The organism is Gemella sp. oral taxon 928 (assembly GCF_001553915.1).
In the GTDB taxonomy this organism is placed as follows: Bacteria; Bacillota; Bacilli; order Staphylococcales; family Gemellaceae; genus Gemella; species Gemella massiliensis.
On the sequence record NZ_CP014233.1, the window covers coordinates 1,632,067 to 1,650,662 of the forward strand.

Here is an 18,596-nt window from a genome sequence, read left to right on the forward strand (position 1 = left end):
TCTTATTTTCTTTTCTGACAAATCGGACAAAAATAACTCGCTCTACCTTTTATTTCTATCTTCTCAACATTATGACCTATAGGACAATTCTTTTTACCATATATTTGATGAAAATTTTGCATATTTCCTTCTCCACCGTCAGTATGAACATAATCAGAAATTGTTGAGCCACCTTCTTTAATCGCAAACGCTAAAATATTAACTAATTCTCTAAATAATCCTTTCTTATCTGATAAACTAAGTTTATCAGCTGTAGTTAACGGATGAATTTTTCTTCTATATAGCACTTCACAATCATAAATATTACCACAACCGCAAAAAACATTCCCGTCAAGAAGCAGTGCTTTTATCGATTGTTCTTTATATTTTTTCTCATTCAATTTAGATATAAAATATTGTTCAGTTCCTAAATCAAACGGTTCCGGCGCTAGATTGTTAAAAGGTTTAAATGTTGTAATATCATCTATATACCTTAACTCTCCAAAACGACGAATATCACTAAACACCAACTTTTCTCCGGTATTTAGATTAAAAATAACATGTCGATGTTTATAATAATTCTTATTATCTATTTCCCTTACGTCCTTTACTACAAAAAAAGCTCCCGTCATTCCGAAATGGATAATAAGATACCCTTTATCTAAAATAAAATATAAATATTTCCCTCGGCGTACAACGTTATAAATAGTTTTTTTTACAATATTTTTTCTAAATTCCAATAAATCTTGCTTTACTATTGTTTGCTTACCGGTAGAATGACCATTTTGTACAACTTCGGAAAAAGTTACTTCAATAATTTTCTTTTCTTTTAATTTGTTTTCTAAACCAAATTTTATATTTTCAACTTCTGGTAATTCCGGCATAAGAAACTCCTTAATTTTTTATTTCAATACATCTATTTTAAAACATTAGAACAATAATATCAAAAGATTTCTACTTATTATTTGGAGCAATTATCTCTTTTTTGTAGATAAATAGATAATTATATAGTATAATAAAAAAGTTAAATGTTTTTTAAAGGGGATAATTTAGAATGACTGAAAATATGTCAAGACGAGATAGAACTAGACGTCGCTATGAAAATAAGAAAAAAAATAAATTCGGTTTAAAAAGAATAATACTTTCTGTTATAGGTTTATTATTATTTGGAACGATTGCTTTTGCAGGATATACACTGTTTAACTTCCATTCTTCCGCTAATAAGGGGTATAAAAAAGCCGATTACCTTTCTTCTGTGGATCCAAATTTTAAAAAATTCTCGGTATTATTTTTAGGAATTGATGAAAATGACTCTCGTGCAGCTCAAGGGCAAACAAGAGAGGATAGTAGAACCGATTCTATGATTTTAGCTACTGTAAATAAAGATAAAAAACGTATGGATATGGTTAGTATCCCTAGGGATTCTCTTACTTTAATGCGAGATAAGAAAGATAATAATACGGAAAATGCTTTTTTCTTTGATAAAATAACTCATGCTCATGCGTACAACGGCGTTCAAGGTACAGTTAATGCAGTAGAAAATTTACTTAATACACCTATTAACTTTTATGTATTAATAAACTTTAAAGCATTCGAGCAAACCGTTGATGCTTTTGGCGGAATTGATTTATACGTTCCGTTTGATATGGATGAACAAAACGCTAATGGAGAGGCAAATACTATAAAACTTAAAAAAGGTTGGCATACGCTAAGTGGCGCGCAAGCACTCGCTTTTGTACGCAGTCGTTACTATGATAGTGATATCGAACGTGGTCAACGACAACTACAAGCTATCCACGCATTAATTGATAAAGCTAAAAGTTTAAATGCTTTAACAAAAATTAACGAAGTAATTAATATTGCCGGTAATAATGTTGAACACAACTTGGAAACTACACAAATATCTTCAGCAATTAAAATGTTCATTAACGATGATATTGAAATAGTATCACACAGAATATCCGGCTATGATGTAATGTATAATGGTGTTTATTACTATTATCCAAAACCAAGTTCTCTATTATACGCTTCTTCGGCATTAAGAAATAACTTGGATTTATCATTACCTAATGCTACAGATTTGCTTAATATCTACTACCAAGGTAGAATTGCTATCGGACGCAAGGAATATAGAACAAAAAATCTACTTCCCGCTTCAAGATACCAACCTATAAGTCTTACTTCTTTAGCACCTGAAGATTTATTGGTTAATCTTCCTGATAGACTATCGGAAGCGGATTTGAAAAATGATCCTACTATCAGTAACGAAAATCGTCCGACTATCGATAAAAATAATTAACAACAAAAATAAGTTTTATCTAATCTTAAAGATAAACTTTTAAAATGCTAACTACTCATATAAAACTGTATCATTTACAAACACACAAACGGTATAGTTTTTCAGGAGTGGATCTATAAAACTGATTTCTTGAAATCAATATCTTAGATCTACTCCTATTTTGCTACTCTATAATATTGACTTTTTTCAAACATTGTAAGATAATGATTACAAAACTTGATTTAATACTAAAAAACTTATTTATCGGAGAACCTATGTCAAAACAATTTATTACAATTAAGGAAAATTCTTATGATGAATTTATCGAAAAAAAATCTACTTTTATAACACATTTAGTACGAATTAATAACGAAGAAGATGCTAAACCATTTATTCAAAAAATGAGAAAAAAACACTATAATGCAACTCATGTTTGCTCTTGTTATGTTATTGGTGATAATAACGAAATAACACGTGCAAATGATGATGGTGAACCCAGCGGTACTGCCGGAACTCCAATGCTTGATATTTTAGTGAAAAATAATATTAAAAATGTCTGTGCTGTTGTTATTAGATATTACGGTGGTACAAAATTAGGAACCGGCGGTCTTGTACGTGCCTATAGTGGTGGTGTTATCAACGCTTTAAAAAATTCAACTCTCGTCGAAAGAAAAAATGCTTTTGAAATAAAAATAGAGTTGGATTATAATCTTAATGGAAAAATAGAATATGAAATTCAAAAAACTAATTTTATCGTAAATCATTTAGATTACACTGATAAAATCATTTATACAATATATGTTATACAGGAAGATATTGAAAATTTTAATAATTGGATTGCTGATATTACCAATGGCAAGTATAAAATACTGTCTTCAAATGAAAAACAACTGGAATTTGAAATATAAGTATATTCCAACACAAAAAATCCTAAAAGTTTGACTGCATAATAAATGAAGCACAGAAAATAATTTACTAATCCAAAAATGTTCTTCAATAAATACGAAATTTAAAAGAAAAGATATATAACCACGTGTTGTGTGGTATTTACTTACCAAAAAAGATGACTGCTTTTACATACCAAAAACAGTCATCTTTAATTTTTTTCAATATAATATAAAGTTTTTTATATTTATCTATTTAATCGTTAACTACTCTCTATTTTATCTCATACCCTTATCATAAGGTACTCCAAGTGCCTCAGGAGTAGAAGTTTTCTTAGAAAAGACAATTAAGGCAATAATCGTTGCAACGAACGGAAACATATTCCAAAACGATACCGGAATCGGTAAATCCGGTGCTAAAATTGAAACTTTTTCCGCAAATACCTTAGTTCCACCAAAGAATAATGATGCTAAAGTTATTGTTATTGGATTGTACTTACCAAAAATTAAAGCTGCTAATGCCAAGTAACCAAATCCATATACCGTAATTGCTGCATTAAAGCCTTGGCTAAATGTTGTTGCAATAATCGCTCCGGCTAATCCTGCTAAACACCCTGATATAAATACCCCGATATAACGATATTTAAAAACATTAAGTCCCAATGAATCACTGGCTTGCGGATTTTCCCCAACAGAACGAAGTCTTAATCCGAACGGACGCTTATAAATAATATAATAGGTAATAATTACCAACAATATTGCTACCATAACCGTTGGATATACCGTAAATTTCCCGACAATTGTATATCTTGGAAAACCGTTAGCTAAAAGTAATTCATATGTTCCGTTAAAATGGTTGACCAAAAATAATGCTATAGCCGGCGTAATTAAGTTTATCGCCGTACCGGAGATTACCTGATCCGCTTTTAAATTAATACTGATAAATGCGTGAATAAGCGACATTAAACCACCGCAAAGTGTTGCTATCAATAAGCAAAGTATTAATTGTGTCATTGTTGGCGAACCGTCAAATGCTGATACCGCTATAAATGAAGCTATAAATGAACCGAAAATTACGAAACCATCAAGGGCAATGTTAACAACACCACTTTTTTCCGAATAGAAACCACCGATAGCTGCTATTAGAATAGGTGCTGTATATTGTAACATTGAGTCTAATAGTGATAATATTGTATCCATCTATTTTTCTCCTTTCTGTTTCTTACTGTTAAATAGTTTATCAAGTAACTTATTATCAAAAATAGCTTTTGCTGCTACAAATAATACTATTAAGCCGATTAAAATATTAGCTATATCTTTTGGAATACCGATAAATGATAGTTGTGGCGTTAATACACCTAAGAATCCAAATAATAACGCACCTAATAATGAGCCTAATGCAGTATTAGCACCTATTAAGGCTACCGCAATTCCCATATATCCAAAACCTTGGAATGTTGAACCTGCTACTACCTGCCCTACCGGTCCCATATTGTATAATGCTCCTCCCAAACCTGCAAAAGCTCCGGAAATAGCCATTGAAAGAACCGTATTTCTATTAACTTTCATACCGACAAACTTAGAAGCATTCGGATTAAATCCTACTGAACGAAGTTCATATCCAAATACCGTTTTTTCCATAACGATATAGAAAATAATAACACCTATAATTGCTAAAAATAAATCCGTACCAAGACGATAGTTGTTAAAAATTCCTTCAATCAGAGAATTATGTAGATATCCAACACCGGTATCATCAGCTATCGGTTTAGAAATAATATCATTTGTTCCACGAATAAACTTAGGAACTGCAAACTGAACGAAATATAATGCCGTATAATTAAGCATGATTGTTACAACTACTTCACTAATATTAAATCTTGCTTTTAAATATCCGGCTATTCCTGCCCAAATACCACCAACTATAATACCAGCCAATATTGCAGCTACCAATACTAAGTAAAAATTCATACCCTGCATTTTAATAGCTACAATCCCCGCAAAAAGTCCACCCATTATAAATTGGCCCTCTGCTCCTATATTGAATAAACCTGTTCTAAATGCGAACGCTACCGATAACCCTGTACAAATTAACGGAATAGTTGATACAAAAATCTCAGCTATACTATTTGAATCTGAGAAAATAGCTCCTACTACACTTAATACATCACCCGGTGTTGCTCCTATTGCTGAAATAAGTATAGCACCTATAATAAATGAAGCTAATATCGGTAGTACCGCATTAGTTAAAATTTTCTTTAACATACGTTCTCCTCTCTACTTCTTAACCCCTGCCATAAGCAGACCTAATTGTTCTTTAGTTACATTTTCATCATTATCTACAACATCAATAATATTACCGTTATGAATAACCGCTATTCTATCCGATAATGTTAATATCTCATCTAAATCAAACGAAATTAGAAGAACACTGTTTCCTCTATCTCGATAATCTATCAACATTCTGTGAATACCATTTATTGCTCCCACATCAAGACCACGAGTGGGTTGTGTTGTAACTAATAATTTCGGATCTAACTCTAACGCACGACCGATAATAAGTTTTTGTTGATTCCCTCCACTCATACTACGGGCAGAGATTTTTTCATCACCTGCTTTTCGCACATCATACTTCTCACATAATTCTTTTGCAAATTTAGAAATAACAGGTTTTTTCAAAAAACCGCGACCGGCAAATTTTGATGTATAATAATTTTCCAACACCGCATTTTCTTCTATACTAAAATCAAGAACCAGTCCATCTTTATGTCTGTCTTCTGCTATAATTTCAAGACCTAACTCTTTACGTTTTGATGTTGATAGCGTAGTTATATCTTGCCCTTCAAAAACAATTTTCCCTTTTGTTTGTTTTAAAAGAGCATTTAATACCTCTACAAATTGCTGTTGGCCATTCCCATCAACCCCGGCAATACCAAGGATCTCTTTCTCTTTTACTTCTAGGTTGAAATCATGTAAAATATTTTGTTTTTCAGTAGTATCAGCATAAACGCCTGCCACTTCTAATATATTTTTCACGCCATCTCGTGAACGCTCATATTTGATTATTTCCAAATCTTTACCAATCATAAGACTTGCTAATTTTTCTTTAGTTGTTTCAGATATCTCAACAGTACCGAAGTATTCCCCACGACGAATAATACTACAACGATCGGCTACTGCCATAATCTCGTTTAATTTATGCGTAATTAGGAGTATTGTTTTTCCTTCAGCTTGAAGATTTTTTAAAATTGCCAAAAACTCTTCAATCTCCGCAGGTGTTAATACTGCAGTCGGCTCATCAAATATTAAAATGTTAGCATCACGATACAACATTTTAAGTATTTCTACCCTTTGCTGCATTCCGACACTAATATCTCCTACCAAGGCTTTAGGATTTACCTCAAGTCCATATTTTTTTGACAGTTCTGAAATTTTCGCAGCAGCTGTTTCTAAATCTATTTTACCGCCTTTTACTTCTTCCATTCCCAAGATAATGTTTTCAGCAACTGTAAAATTTTTAATCAGTTTAAAATGTTGATGCACCATTCCTATTCCCAATTTATTAGCATGTTTCGGATCTTTGATGTCAACTTCTTTACCATCAAGTTTAATTACACCCTCTTCTTGATGATACATCCCAAAAAGAACCGACATCAACGTAGATTTACCAGCACCATTTTCTCCAAGAAGTGCATGAATTTCATTCTTCTTAACCTGAATGGTAATATCTTTATTAGCGTAGAAGTCGCCAAACTTTTTAGTAATGTTCAGCATTTCTATAGCATACATATCTTTACCTCACTTTTGTATTTTCTTACCTATATATTATAATATATTTTTTCTTACTAGAAAAGTATTTTAAACAATTTTATACTATTAATTTGTTATTATTTGTACTTTTTTATTTTACAGTCGTAAACTGAATTGTATACGTTATTATTTATTCTTGAAATAATTAAAAATTATAACAATAATTTAAAAACAAATTTTTTATTATTTAATACTAAATAACATAATAAATTATACACAAAGGATAGCATAAAAACTTTTTTAAAATTACCATACTACAAAAAAATAATGACTTTTATAGAATAATCTCCAAAAAAGTCATTACTTCGCCGAATTAATTAACAATTTTATACAACTAAACTTATAAATTATAAAAGTTTACTATGTTATTTGCACTTTCCTTATAAACTACTTAATATTATTGATAATTGTTTGTTGAATTTCTTTAAATTCATCAGATTCAATTTTTTGTGGTGGCCATTTTATCTCCAAATTATCAAAGTTAGCGTCTTTATTTTTGTAACGTGGAACAATATGGAAATGCAGGTGAAATACACTTTGCCCGGCGTATTCTTCATTATTTTGAAAAATATTAACACCGTCACAACCATAAGCATTTTTTACCGCATTGGCAATTTTAGGTAAAACACGACCGATATTTGCTGCTACTTCAGGGTCACAATCAAAAATATTACGGCTATGTTTTTTAGGGATTACTAAAGTATGACCTTTAGTAATTGGAAAAACATCTAAAAAGCTATACACATGTTCATCTTCATATATTTTGTAACTGGGAATTTCATCATCAATAATTTTTTCGAAAATTGTTTTTTCCATAATACACACCTCTATTTTAAATTTTCTAAAGTTTTTACAAGTAATTGTTTTAAATTAATACTTATTTGTTTTGCAACTTTTAAAACATGCTCATGATCATGCTTTTTCTCTTGAATACCGGTTGCCATATTAGTAGCACAAGCTAAAACCGCCACCGGTAACCCTGCGTGATTTGCTGCAATAACTTCGGGAACGGTAGACATACCGACTAAGTCACATCCCATTGTCTTAAACGCCTGAATCTCGGCACGGGTTTCAAAGTATGGTCCTTGGAAAAAACCGTAAGTACCTTGTGGTAAATTAATATCCAACTCCCTTGCAGAATTTTTTAGTGTTTCCACTAAATAAGGATCGAACGGTGTTGTCATATCAACAAAACGTTCTCCAAGACGCAAATCATTTTCTCCTATTAACGGATTATCACTAACCAATGAGATAAAATCATCAAGACAAACAATTTCCCCCTCAGAAAAATCGGTATTAACAGCTCCACAAGCATTAGTGATAAATAACCCTTTTACTTGTAAAAATTTCACAACATAAGTCATAAATGCAACGTCTTTCATACTATGTCCCTCATAGTAATGAAGTCTGCCATTAAGAACCAGAACATTTTTCCCGGCAATTTGCCCAAATGTAAGTTTATTAGCATGACCTTTTACATGATTAGCACGATTATTTCCCGGAAAATTTGGGATAGCCTCATAGCCAAGTTCTTGTTGATTTTCTAATTCAAGTGTGATGCCACTGCCAAGAACTACAGCATAATCTATCTTAGCATTAAAATATTTTATAATATAATTAGCCGTTTCAACAATATTATTATAGTAAGTCATATAATTCCTCATTCCTCCTGAAAATGCTTTATCACAAATATTATAGCATAAACCAAATAAAAAAAGTAGAATTTTCATTTACTGTAAAAAAATTAAAAAAACATGTTGAAATCGTTTAAATTTTGTGTTATTGTGTATTTATAAAATATTATAGAGAAAGCGAACTAAGGAGGATATTATGAAAAAAATACGCACTCTTATAACAATTTTATTAACATTATCATTGGTGACTTTAGGTTGTTCATCAAAAAATGATAAAAAAGAAACCGGCTCTACCGATGGAAAAAACTATAAAATCGGTATAGTAACAGGTGAAGGCGGAGCAAAAGATAAAAGTTTTAATCAGGCTAACGTCGAGGCTATACAAGCATGGACAAAAGCTAACGGTTCAAAAGATCCGGCTGTCATTGAAACTAAAAACCAATCAGATATAGCTGCAAACTTACAAAACGCAACAAAAGCATCTGATATAATTTCGGTAGCAGGTTATGAATTTGAAAAGGAAATTCCAAAAGTTGCTCAACAAAATAAAGATAAAAAATTCTTATATATAGATACTTCTGTTGATGAACCGAATATTGCATCTCTTATATTCAAAGAGCAAGAAGCAGGTTATCTAGCAGGATATATAGCAGCTTTACAATCTAAAACCGGTAAAGTAGGATTTATCGGGGGAACAAAAATTCCACCGGTAGAGCGTTTTGGTATCGGTTTTGTCCAAGGTGCTAAAGCAGCGAACAAAGATGTTAAAATTATGTATAACTATAGTGGCACATTCTCAGATACAAACAAAGGTAAAACCTTAGCAGCAACAATGTACGACTCAGGAGCGGACGTTATCTTCGTAGCTGCAGGAAACACAGGTAACGGTGTCATCTCGGAAGCAAAAGAACGTGGCGTTATTGATATGAAAGATAGTGGAGAAATAAAACACTGGGTTATCGGAGTGGATAAAGATCAGTACGAAGAAGGAATCTTCAAAGGAAAAGATAAAGATGGAAAAGACTATCAAAAATCAGCTGTTTTAACTTCAGCGGTGAAAAATATTGAAGTAGCCGTTACAAAAATTTTAAACGATATAAAAGCAGATCAATTTAAAAACGGCGATCATATCTTTGGAATTAAAGAAAACGGTGTAGGTATTCCGAAAGAAAATCCTAATTTAGATCAAACTACAACGGAAAAAATTAAAGCAGCTGTAGAAGAATTAAAATCAGGTAAAGTGGAAATAGTCGGTACCGGTTCTGAATTAAAAGAAAAAGGAACAGCTACTAATATTGAAGGCGAGTTATAAAAAGTAAAAAATCAGGATGAAATTTTATCCTGATTTTTTTATTTAAGCATTATTTTTCAAAATCTCTATCGGTAATCCGTTCGATTTAATAGGCAATAATTACTTGCATACAAAAATTTTCTAGTTTATATACAATATTCTAATATAACACTTAAAATCAGATTTATTTTTTATTTTTTATAAAATAAATATTATTATTTAGATAATTATAAACTAATATATTAAAATAATATCTTAGTGATAATCAAAGTCAAAAAAAGTTGTGAAAATGCTTTATTTTTCATATGTATTAGCCTATTGCACAAATAAATAATGAACATTAAGATTTTATATATAAAAGAAAACGTATTTAATCGTTATAACCCGAACATTATAAAAATATGTAGTATTAAAATAAATAAAATATTGATATTTAAGTTATTTTGTGGTATTATTTTAATATAACTAATATATACAATTATAAAGGAGATTATTTTTTATGAAAAAAGTTTTTTCACTAATTGCAGTTGTGTTATCAGCAGCATTAATTATTGTAGGATGTTCTTCTAAATCGTCTAATAATAGCGGTTCATCTTCAAAATCTGATTTAAAAATCGGAGTAGTTACTGATGAAGGCGGAGCAAAAGATAAAAGTTTCAACCAAAGTAATGTAGAAGCTGTAAAAGCATGGGTTGAAAAAAATGGTGGTAAAGCACTTAATCCGATAGAAACTAAAAACCAAAGTGACATCGCTGCCAACTTACAAAATGCAGCGAAAGCATCTGATGTTATTTCATTGGCAGGTTTCTACTTTGAAAAAGAATTACCAAAAGTAGCAGATTCATTTGGAGATAAAAAATTCATCTTTATTGATGGAGTAGTTGAAAAACCAAATGTAGAATCTATTAACTTCGCTGAACATGAAGCAGGATATTTAGCCGGATATGCAGCAGCTTTACAATCTAAAACCGGTAAAGTAGGATTTATCGGTGGTGCTAAAATTCCGGCAGTAGTGAAATTCGGTTTAGGATTTGTTCAAGGTGCTAAAGCAGCTAATAAAGATATTAAAATCATTTATAACTACAGCGGATCATTCAACGATACAAACAAAGGTAAAACTTTGGCAGCAACAATGTATGATGCAGGAGCAGACGTTATCTTCGTAGCAGCCGGCGGTACAGGTAGCGGATCTATTAAAGAAGCACAAGAAAGAGCTACTAAAGATGTTAAAGAAAGCGGAGAAATTAAACATTGGATCGTTGGGGTAGATAAAGACCAATATTCAGAAGGTATCTTCAAAGCTAAAGATAAAGATAATAAAGATGTAGAAAAATCTGTTATCTTAACATCAGCAGTTAAACGTATTGATGTTGCTGTAACTCAAGTATTAGACGCAATTAAAGATGGTAAATTTGAAGGCGGAAAAGCAAAAGTCTTCACAATCAAAGAAGATGGTGTTGGACTTCCTGAGAAAAATCCTAACTTAAGCGATGATATTGCTTCAAAAGTTAAAACAGCAGTAGAAGACTTAAAATCTGGAAAATCCACTGTTGAATCAGATGTAGCTAAAATTACTGATAAAGCAAATATTGACGGAGAACTATAATCTTTCCACAATATAGAATTAAATATTATAAAATATCCCATAAAACTCAAATGAGTTTTATGGGATATTGTTCATTTACATATTTTATAAAAAATTATTTTTATTGATTTCCATATTTTTCAAATAATTCATCCAACGGTTTATACATTATTTTATTCAAATCCTCAATAAGAATTTGTAATTTTTGTTGAACTTGCATAAACTCTAAAAATTTTGAATTAGCCATTAATTTTTGTTGAATTTCTTCAAGGTTTTTTAATTCTTCTTTTGATTGCTCACTATCAGAATCTGCTTTTTCCATTATTTTTTTTTGTACTGATACAAATTCAGTATATAATTTTTTAGCTTCTTCATCTGCATATAATGCTTCTGTAGCTTTTATTGATGCTTGATATTCATCACTATTTCTTAATGCTCTTTCAAATTCGTTTGCTTTATCATAAATATTTACCATAATTATTTACGCTCCTAAATGTGTTTTTCTACATTGTATCATAGTTTAACCTTTTTTGACAATAATAAAGTTATATTTAAAATTTTTATTGATATACTACAAAAAAGGAGCGACTTGAAAATCCTGATTTCGTTAAAAATTGATTTTGTTAAGTCACCCCTACAGTTTTATTAGATTTGGAAAAAACTCTTTTAATATATTCCCAAATTAATAAACCACTGAATCTGACTGCTAATAGGTAAATTCTATTAGAATTTTTTAGGTCAGTTTTTATTCGGTTAGTTATTAACCTTTTCTTCTTCTTGAGTAAGCTAATGCCGCTCCGACTAGTAACAATCCTCCTATTACTTCCGCCATACCGTTACCTGTTAATCCTGTTTTAGGTAAGTTCGGTTTTGGTTTTTGCGGTATCGGATCTTTTGGTTTATCTTTATCGGTAACTGTTAGTTTATTTCCTTCTGCTTTTGCAGTGTTTCCATTTACATTTGTTATTTTTACGTTTCCGTCTTTATCCACTGTAAACGTTATATCTGTTACCGCTAAGTATCCTTCCGGTGCTGCTTCTTCATGGAATGTATATGTTCCTGCTGTCAGTTTTAATTTATGTGTTTTGTTTTCAACTGATGTCCAGCTTTCTATTACTTTTCCATCTTTTAGAATTTGGATTTTTGCTCCGGCGATTTCTTTTCCACCTAAGTTTACTTTACTGAATTGTACTTCTTTCGGTTGTTCCGGTTGCGGTTTATCTTTATCGGTTACTGTTAGTTTATTTCCTTGTGCATTTACAATATTTCCATTTACATTTGTTACTTTTACGTTTCCGTTTTTATCTACTGTAAATGTTATATCTGTTACCGTTAAGTATCCTTCCGGCGCTGCTTCTTCATGGAATGTATATGTTCCTGCTGCCAGTTTTAATTTATATGTGTTGTTTTCAGCTGATGTCCAGCTTTCTACTACTTTATTTCCTTGTTTGATTTGAATTTTTGCTCCGGCGATTTCTTTTCCACCTAAGTTTACTTTACTGAATTGCACTTCTTTCGGTTGTTCCGGTTGCGGTTTATCTTTATCGGTTACTGTTAGTTTATTTCCTTGTGCATTTACAATATTTCCATTTACATTTGTTACTTTGACTTTTCCGTCTTTATCTACTGTAAATGTTATATCTGTTACCGCTAAGTATCCTTCCGGTGCTGCTTCTTCATGGAATGTATATGTTCCTTCTGTTAAATTAACTTTGTGTACTTTATTTGTTGATGTCCACTCCTCTACAGGTTTTCCATCTTTAAAGATTTTAATTTTCGCTCCTGTCAGTTCTTTTCCACCTAAATCTACTTTACTGATTTGTACTTCCTTCGGTTGTGGTGTTACAGGTTCCTCTTGGTCGGTTACTGTTAGTTTGTTACCTTCGGCTTTTACAGTATTTCCATTTTCTTTTGTTACTTTTACATTTCCGTCTTTATCTACTGTAAATGTTATATCTGTTACTTTAACATATCCATTTGGTGCTGCTTCTTCGTGGAATGTATATGTTCCTTCTGTTAATTTTACTTTATGAGTTTCATTCTCTTTTGAAGTCCATTTTTCCACTACTGTTCCTTGAGCATCTTTTATTTGGATTTCTGCTCCGGCTATTTCTTTTCCACCTACATTTATTTTACTGAATTGTACTTCTTTTTGTTCAGGTGTTTTTGGTTTTACTACAAATGTTTGTGCTTTATCTTTTGGATCTTTATGTTCTACTTCATGTTTTTTATCCAGTTTACCGTCACCATCTTCATCTACCAGTTTTTCTAATGAAGTTGCTGTTTCATATACTACATATGATTTTCCGGCTTCCACTCCGTCCACTTTTCCGAAGTTTAATTTCCATTCACCTTCACCTGAATCTGAAACTGTATATTCGCCGTCTCCGTTACTTATTGTGATAGGTTTACTTGGATCTACCAGTTTCCCATCTTTAACTTCGTATAAAGTACCTACTACTTCATATTTTTGTTTTGGAATTAAATCTTTATATTTTATTGTATCTACTACATTCACCCCGTCTTTGTTTTCTGTTACTTCTGCCGGTTGTCCTGTAGTTGAACTTTGTCCATTTACTTCTACTGTTGTTTGTAAACTTGACACAATTTTCTTATTAGTAACACGAATTTCAAAACCTACACCTGCTTCGGATTTGATTTTTATTCCGTCCATATTTTCAAATTTAAGTTGTCCTTTAGTATCAACAGTGAATTTTTTATCTGTAAGTGTGTAATACCCGTTCGGTGTTACAACCTCATTTAAAGTGTAAGTACCTGCTTTAAGTGTAATCGGTGTAAATTTATCCTCTAATGAATTCCAAATTTGGTATGGAACTTGATTACCTTGTTCATCAAGAATTCTAAGTCTTGCACCTTTTAACGGTTTATCATTTTCATCAACTTTCCAGAAGTTAAATACAAAACTTTGCTCTATAGATTTAATTGTAACCGTTTGGTTTTGATCGTCTTTAACGACATGCTCTGCTACAGGTTTTTTCCCTGCCTGCACAGTACCGTTTTGAACACCTTCTGCTTTATATACTTTTTCAAGAACGGTAAATTTATTACTGTTATCTTTATCTAGTTTATCTGTTTGTAAACTTAAATCAACAGTTACTGAACCTTTGCTTTCATTATTTTTGACTTCAAAGTCTTTTTTCGCTGTTGCTACAACATTATTTTCATCATTATTTTTAATCAAACTTGCAAAAGCAACATATTTTCCTGATGAAAATCCTGTATAATCAATGCGATCCAAAATAGTTATTTTATCTGTTGTATTATTATTTACTGTTACTTCTTTACCGGTTTCTACATCATTTATCTTAGTTGTTGCATAAGTTCCGATAAATTCAACTTGTTTATTTTTAAGTTCTAAAGTTTTATCCTGTTCTGTTAAATTAACATCTTCATTTCCGCTTGTAACTTTAATTTTACCTTGATTATCAACTGTAAATTCAATATCTTTATCAATTTTTTTGTAACCGTTAGGTGCAGATTTTTCTGTTAAAACATATTTTCCTTCTTTTAAGCTAAACTCTTTTTCAAAGTTTTTATCTGATGTCCATGTTCCTACAACACTACCGTCATCTTTTTTCAGTTCCAAATTAGCTCCGGAAATCATAACATTACCGTCACCAATTTTTTTAATTTTTACCTTATAGTTATTAGTTTCTGTTTTTTTATCTAAAACAATAATATTATTATCGACTAGTTTTACCGTACTACTTTCCTGAACGCTAACTTTACCGTCTGTCCCAACTTGGAATTTAATATTGGCTTCTTTTTCATAACCGTCAGGTGCTTTTTCCTCAACTAAATAATATGTTCCGGCATTTAATAGCACACCTTGAAGTTTTCCGTTTGTTTCCCAACTTAATTCTGTTGTTGTATCGCCCAGCACAAGCGGTTTTCCGTTTTCATCCAATATTTTAAATTTTGCACCTGCTAAACATTGTTCTTTTGTATAAATATCTTTTATTTCTTCATTGGTAATCCCTTCTTTATAGGCTTGTTTACCGAAATATACCGCAGGTTTAGTTGTAATACGTCCTGTAACTATTGATTGAACCCCTTTAGTCCATATTCCTCCAATAGGTTGTGATTTATAGACTCTTAATTCGAATAAATCTTCATCGGGAATTATTTCTTTAATAGGTTTTTTTATCAATTCTCCTACCATCTGAGAAGCAGCATTTTGTGCCGGATAGTCATATTTTGTAGGGTGCTTACCTCCACCTTCTGTATAATAATATACCCAGTCTTGAATAACATTCCAGAACCCATTACGTGCAGGAGCTTCTCCTAAGGCCTCAAGCCCTGATCTACCTAAAATATTAGTTCTATCTTTCTGATAAATATAAATTAATTTGGTAATTTGCTCATGAAATTGTTGTTCATTCAAATTATTCGGGATTGTAACTTCTCCAAGATACCCGTTATTAGCGTGGTTACGTTTATACTCATTAACTAGGGTAGTTGCATCCGAACCGCTAAGTCGTTCAAATGTACCGTAGCTATGACCGCTGTTATTGTCATATGTAGGAGTTCCTTTACCCTCATTTATACAAAATGCAAAATCTTCAGCTACCTTACCGTCAGAGGTATAAATTTGTAATCTGTTCGCTTTATCCTTAGCGTGATAGATATTATCAGGAGAGGTTGCGGTTGCAACATTAGGATATCCTTTTATATTCTCCGAGTAAGCAGCTTTATTGTTTATAAAGCTGTTCATTATAGTTGTTATTAAAAATATAACAGTTATACCTAGCAACTTAACTATATTTTTAAATTTTTTCTTTTTTAGTATTGACATTAGTTAATAACATTCCTTTCTTTAAAATAATGCTGTGAGTAAATTCTTTTAATAAAATTTCAATTCTCTATTTTAAATTTTTTCATTATTTTTCCTCCTTGATATATATAACAACTCACTAAAAATTAAAAATAAAAAAGATGTCCTATTGTATTACTTAAAGATATGTTATTTAAAACCCTATCCTTAATATTAATCCCCAGATCATCTTTTTTACTTCCCACTATAGATTGTACCATATTTTTTTATATCTTACTAATAATATCATAAAGAAAATATTAGGATATACTGCATTGCGGTAGAAAATAATATCCTATAATAAAAATTTATTAATTAAAATTTAAAAAAAATTTCCATAACATGACTTATAATTATAGATACTATCATTATTATTATTATATAAATTAATAAAAGAAAATATTTTTAATTAATTATTCTAAATTTTTTAAAAATTTCTTTACTGATAACCTTATTTATAGATTTTCTCAAATAAAAAACCAACTCTTAAAACTTTTATCCAAATTTTAGAGAGTTGGTTTATATTTTCTCTTTAATTATTTATTTTTCTTTTTAGGAGCATGTATACACATATCAATACAGTCAGCCATAGCCTCATATAATGCTTCTGAATATGTTGGGTGTCCATGAATAATATCCATCACATCATCAATTGTCATTTCTGTTTGGATAAGCGTTGATCCTTCGTTAATAATTTCAGCCGCTACAGGTCCAACAATATGAATACCCAAAATTTCTCTATATTTAGTATCCATAATTACTTTAACAAACCCTTCACCTTGGTTAGAGGCTAATGAACGTCCATTAGCAGCAAAGTTGAAACGCCCAACTTTTACATCATGTTTTTCACGAGCCTGATCTTCTGTTAAACCTACCATTGCAACTTCCGGGTGTGTATAAATTGCTGCCGGAGTAGACTTAAGGTCAACTTTTTTACTATGTCCCATTGCATTTTCAGCAGCAACTTCTCCCATTTTGAACGCTGCATGTGCTAACATCTTAGTACCGTTAATATCTCCCGGTGCATAAATACCTTTTACAGATGTTTCCATATACTCGTCAACTTTCACACGTCCACGTTCCATTTCGAATTTACCTGCTAGCTCTCCAAGACAAGTGTTATCCGGTACACGTCCGATAGATAATAATACTTTATCTGCTACAATATCAGCTTTACCTTCTACTTTAACTACCACTTCATGCCCTTTATCAACAATTTCCAGTAATTTAGTTGAAGTAAGAACGTTAATTCCTTGTTTTCTAAATTGTTTTTCTAATGCTACAGAAGCATCTTTATCCATATTGGCGATTAATCTGTCAGCCATTTCAACAATAGTCACTTTAGAACCGAATGTTGCAAATGCCTGTCCTAATTCAGAACCGATTACACCACCACCAATAACAGCTAAACGTGACGGTACTTCCGTAATATCTAAAAATTCATCACTTGTTAATACTTTATCGCTATCCATTCCCGGAATATTAATTCTGCTAACTTTAGAACCACCTGCTAAAATTACGTTATCAGCATCAATAGTTTCTTTATCATCAACAACAACTTTTTTATCGGCTGTTAATCTACCTACACCGTTAAATACTTTAACACCATAAGATTTAAGAAGTCCTGCCACTCCACCTGATAATGTTTTAGAAACTTTATTTTTAACCGCTACGGTTCTTTCCATATCCACCGTAAAGGCATCATTCACAAGTTTAATACCACGATCTTTTGCTGAGTGAATATAGTTAATAATTTCTGCATTGTGTAAGAATGTTTTTGTCGGGATACAACCACGATTTAGGCAAGTTCCACCTAGTTCACGATTTTCAACTAATGCTACTTTTCCACCTAATTGAGCCGCCTTAATAGCTGCAACATAACCGGCAGGTCCACCACCGATAACGGCAACATCGTATTCTCCACGACGTTCACGTTTCGGTAATACTTTTTCTTTTTTAGTTTCCGGAACTTTGACATCAGCTGCAACTTCTTTTACTACTTCTTGAGCTTCCGCTACCGTTCCATCCGCACTCGGTATTTCTTCACCGGGTTGTCCGATCCATGCGATTGTTTGCACTACCGGCACTGTTGATCCTGCCGGATGTAAGATTTTTAATAATGTTCCGCTCGCTTCGGCTTCCACTTCCATATTTACTTTGTCAGTTACAATTTCAAGTAGGACTTCACCCTCTTTAACTTCGTCCCCTTCGTTTTTAAACCATTGTACGATTTCGCCTTCTTCCATTTCACTACCGGCTTTTGGCATAATAACTTCTACTGCCATGTTTTTCTCACTCCTT

At 31.7% G+C, this 18,596-nt stretch carries 13 protein-coding genes; 4 read left to right on the top strand and 9 right to left on the bottom strand.

Features of this window, described 5'->3' with window-relative positions; genetic code table 11:
* Positions 1 to 2: 2 nt before the first annotated feature.
* The gene (mutM, locus tag AXE85_RS07575) at positions 3 to 863 is read right to left on the bottom strand and encodes a bifunctional DNA-formamidopyrimidine glycosylase/DNA-(apurinic or apyrimidinic site) lyase (RefSeq protein ID WP_062174421.1); all 861 of its coding nucleotides are present in this window, start codon (positions 861 to 863) and stop codon (positions 3 to 5) included.
* A gap of 170 nt (positions 864 to 1,033) precedes the next feature.
* On the opposite strand from mutM, the gene AXE85_RS07580 reads away from it, so the two are divergent.
* Positions 1,034 to 2,278, top strand: a complete 1,245-nt coding sequence (locus AXE85_RS07580; RefSeq protein WP_062174423.1) for an LCP family protein — start codon at positions 1,034 to 1,036, stop codon at positions 2,276 to 2,278.
* Positions 2,279 to 2,532: 254 nt separating this feature from the next.
* On the top strand, positions 2,533 to 3,165 hold the full coding sequence (locus AXE85_RS07585; RefSeq protein ID WP_062174425.1) for a YigZ family protein: 633 nt from the start codon (positions 2,533 to 2,535) through the stop codon (positions 3,163 to 3,165).
* Between the two features lie 255 nt (positions 3,166 to 3,420).
* On the opposite strand, the gene AXE85_RS07590 is transcribed toward AXE85_RS07585, so the two are convergent.
* The 5 genes from AXE85_RS07590 to AXE85_RS07610 form a co-directional block, all read right to left on the bottom strand.
* Positions 3,421 to 4,341 (bottom strand): ABC transporter permease, encoded by a 921-nt coding sequence (locus tag AXE85_RS07590; protein WP_062174427.1) that lies wholly within the window; start codon positions 4,339 to 4,341, stop codon positions 3,421 to 3,423.
* A complete protein-coding gene (locus AXE85_RS07595) occupies positions 4,342 to 5,406 on the bottom strand; it encodes an ABC transporter permease (protein WP_062174428.1) in 1,065 nt (354 codons plus the stop codon).
* Positions 5,407 to 5,418: 12 nt separating this feature from the next.
* A complete protein-coding gene (locus AXE85_RS07600) occupies positions 5,419 to 6,930 on the bottom strand; it encodes an ABC transporter ATP-binding protein (protein ID WP_062174430.1) in 1,512 nt (503 codons plus the stop codon).
* Between the two features lie 408 nt (positions 6,931 to 7,338).
* Positions 7,339 to 7,767, bottom strand: coding sequence for an HIT family protein (locus AXE85_RS07605; RefSeq protein WP_062174432.1), 429 nt, complete (start codon positions 7,765 to 7,767; stop codon positions 7,339 to 7,341).
* Between the two features lie 11 nt (positions 7,768 to 7,778).
* Positions 7,779 to 8,603: a purine-nucleoside phosphorylase gene (locus AXE85_RS07610; protein WP_062174434.1), complete on the bottom strand. Its 825-nt coding sequence runs from the start codon at positions 8,601 to 8,603 to the stop codon at positions 7,779 to 7,781.
* A 178-nt stretch (positions 8,604 to 8,781) separates the two neighbouring features.
* Between AXE85_RS07610 and AXE85_RS07615 the strand changes: the two genes are divergently transcribed.
* Both AXE85_RS07615 and AXE85_RS07620 read left to right on the top strand, forming a co-directional pair.
* A complete protein-coding gene (locus AXE85_RS07615) occupies positions 8,782 to 9,897 on the top strand; it encodes a BMP family lipoprotein (protein WP_062174436.1) in 1,116 nt (371 codons plus the stop codon).
* Between the two features lie 478 nt (positions 9,898 to 10,375).
* Positions 10,376 to 11,482, top strand: a complete 1,107-nt coding sequence (locus tag AXE85_RS07620; protein ID WP_062174438.1) for a BMP family lipoprotein — start codon at positions 10,376 to 10,378, stop codon at positions 11,480 to 11,482.
* Positions 11,483 to 11,582: 100 nt separating this feature from the next.
* Here the strand turns inward: AXE85_RS07620 and AXE85_RS07625 are convergent, their stop codons facing one another.
* The 3 genes from AXE85_RS07625 to lpdA form a co-directional block, all read right to left on the bottom strand.
* Complete coding sequence (locus tag AXE85_RS07625; RefSeq protein ID WP_062174440.1) at positions 11,583 to 11,936, bottom strand: YlbF family regulator; 354 nt, start codon at positions 11,934 to 11,936, stop codon at positions 11,583 to 11,585.
* Positions 11,937 to 12,221: 285 nt separating this feature from the next.
* Positions 12,222 to 16,277 carry a SpaA isopeptide-forming pilin-related protein gene (locus AXE85_RS07630; RefSeq protein ID WP_062174442.1) on the bottom strand — a complete coding sequence of 1,352 codons (4,056 nt, stop codon included), beginning with the start codon at positions 16,275 to 16,277 and terminating at the stop codon, positions 12,222 to 12,224.
* A gap of 554 nt (positions 16,278 to 16,831) precedes the next feature.
* Positions 16,832 to 18,580 (bottom strand): dihydrolipoyl dehydrogenase, encoded by a 1,749-nt coding sequence (gene lpdA / locus AXE85_RS07635; protein WP_062174445.1) that lies wholly within the window; start codon positions 18,578 to 18,580, stop codon positions 16,832 to 16,834.
* Positions 18,581 to 18,596: the final 16 nt, after the last annotated feature.

Coding starts and splice junctions, on each gene's coding strand:
- AXE85_RS07580 (WP_062174423.1), top strand. CDS start 1,034: ATGACTGAAAATATGTCAAGACGAGATAGAACTAGACGTCGCTATGAA.
- AXE85_RS07600 (WP_062174430.1), bottom strand. CDS start 6,930: ATGTATGCTATAGAAATGCTGAACATTACTAAAAAGTTTGGCGACTTC.
- AXE85_RS07625 (WP_062174440.1), bottom strand. CDS start 11,936: ATGGTAAATATTTATGATAAAGCAAACGAATTTGAAAGAGCATTAAGA.
- AXE85_RS07595 (WP_062174428.1), bottom strand. CDS start 5,406: ATGTTAAAGAAAATTTTAACTAATGCGGTACTACCGATATTAGCTTCA.
- AXE85_RS07585 (WP_062174425.1), top strand. CDS start 2,533: ATGTCAAAACAATTTATTACAATTAAGGAAAATTCTTATGATGAATTT.
- lpdA (WP_062174445.1), bottom strand. CDS start 18,580: ATGGCAGTAGAAGTTATTATGCCAAAAGCCGGTAGTGAAATGGAAGAA.
- mutM (WP_062174421.1), bottom strand. CDS start 863: ATGCCGGAATTACCAGAAGTTGAAAATATAAAATTTGGTTTAGAAAAC.
- AXE85_RS07620 (WP_062174438.1), top strand. CDS start 10,376: ATGAAAAAAGTTTTTTCACTAATTGCAGTTGTGTTATCAGCAGCATTA.
- AXE85_RS07605 (WP_062174432.1), bottom strand. CDS start 7,767: ATGGAAAAAACAATTTTCGAAAAAATTATTGATGATGAAATTCCCAGT.
- AXE85_RS07630 (WP_062174442.1), bottom strand. CDS start 16,277: ATGTCAATACTAAAAAAGAAAAAATTTAAAAATATAGTTAAGTTGCTA.
- AXE85_RS07615 (WP_062174436.1), top strand. CDS start 8,782: ATGAAAAAAATACGCACTCTTATAACAATTTTATTAACATTATCATTG.
- AXE85_RS07590 (WP_062174427.1), bottom strand. CDS start 4,341: ATGGATACAATATTATCACTATTAGACTCAATGTTACAATATACAGCA.
- AXE85_RS07610 (WP_062174434.1), bottom strand. CDS start 8,603: ATGACTTACTATAATAATATTGTTGAAACGGCTAATTATATTATAAAA.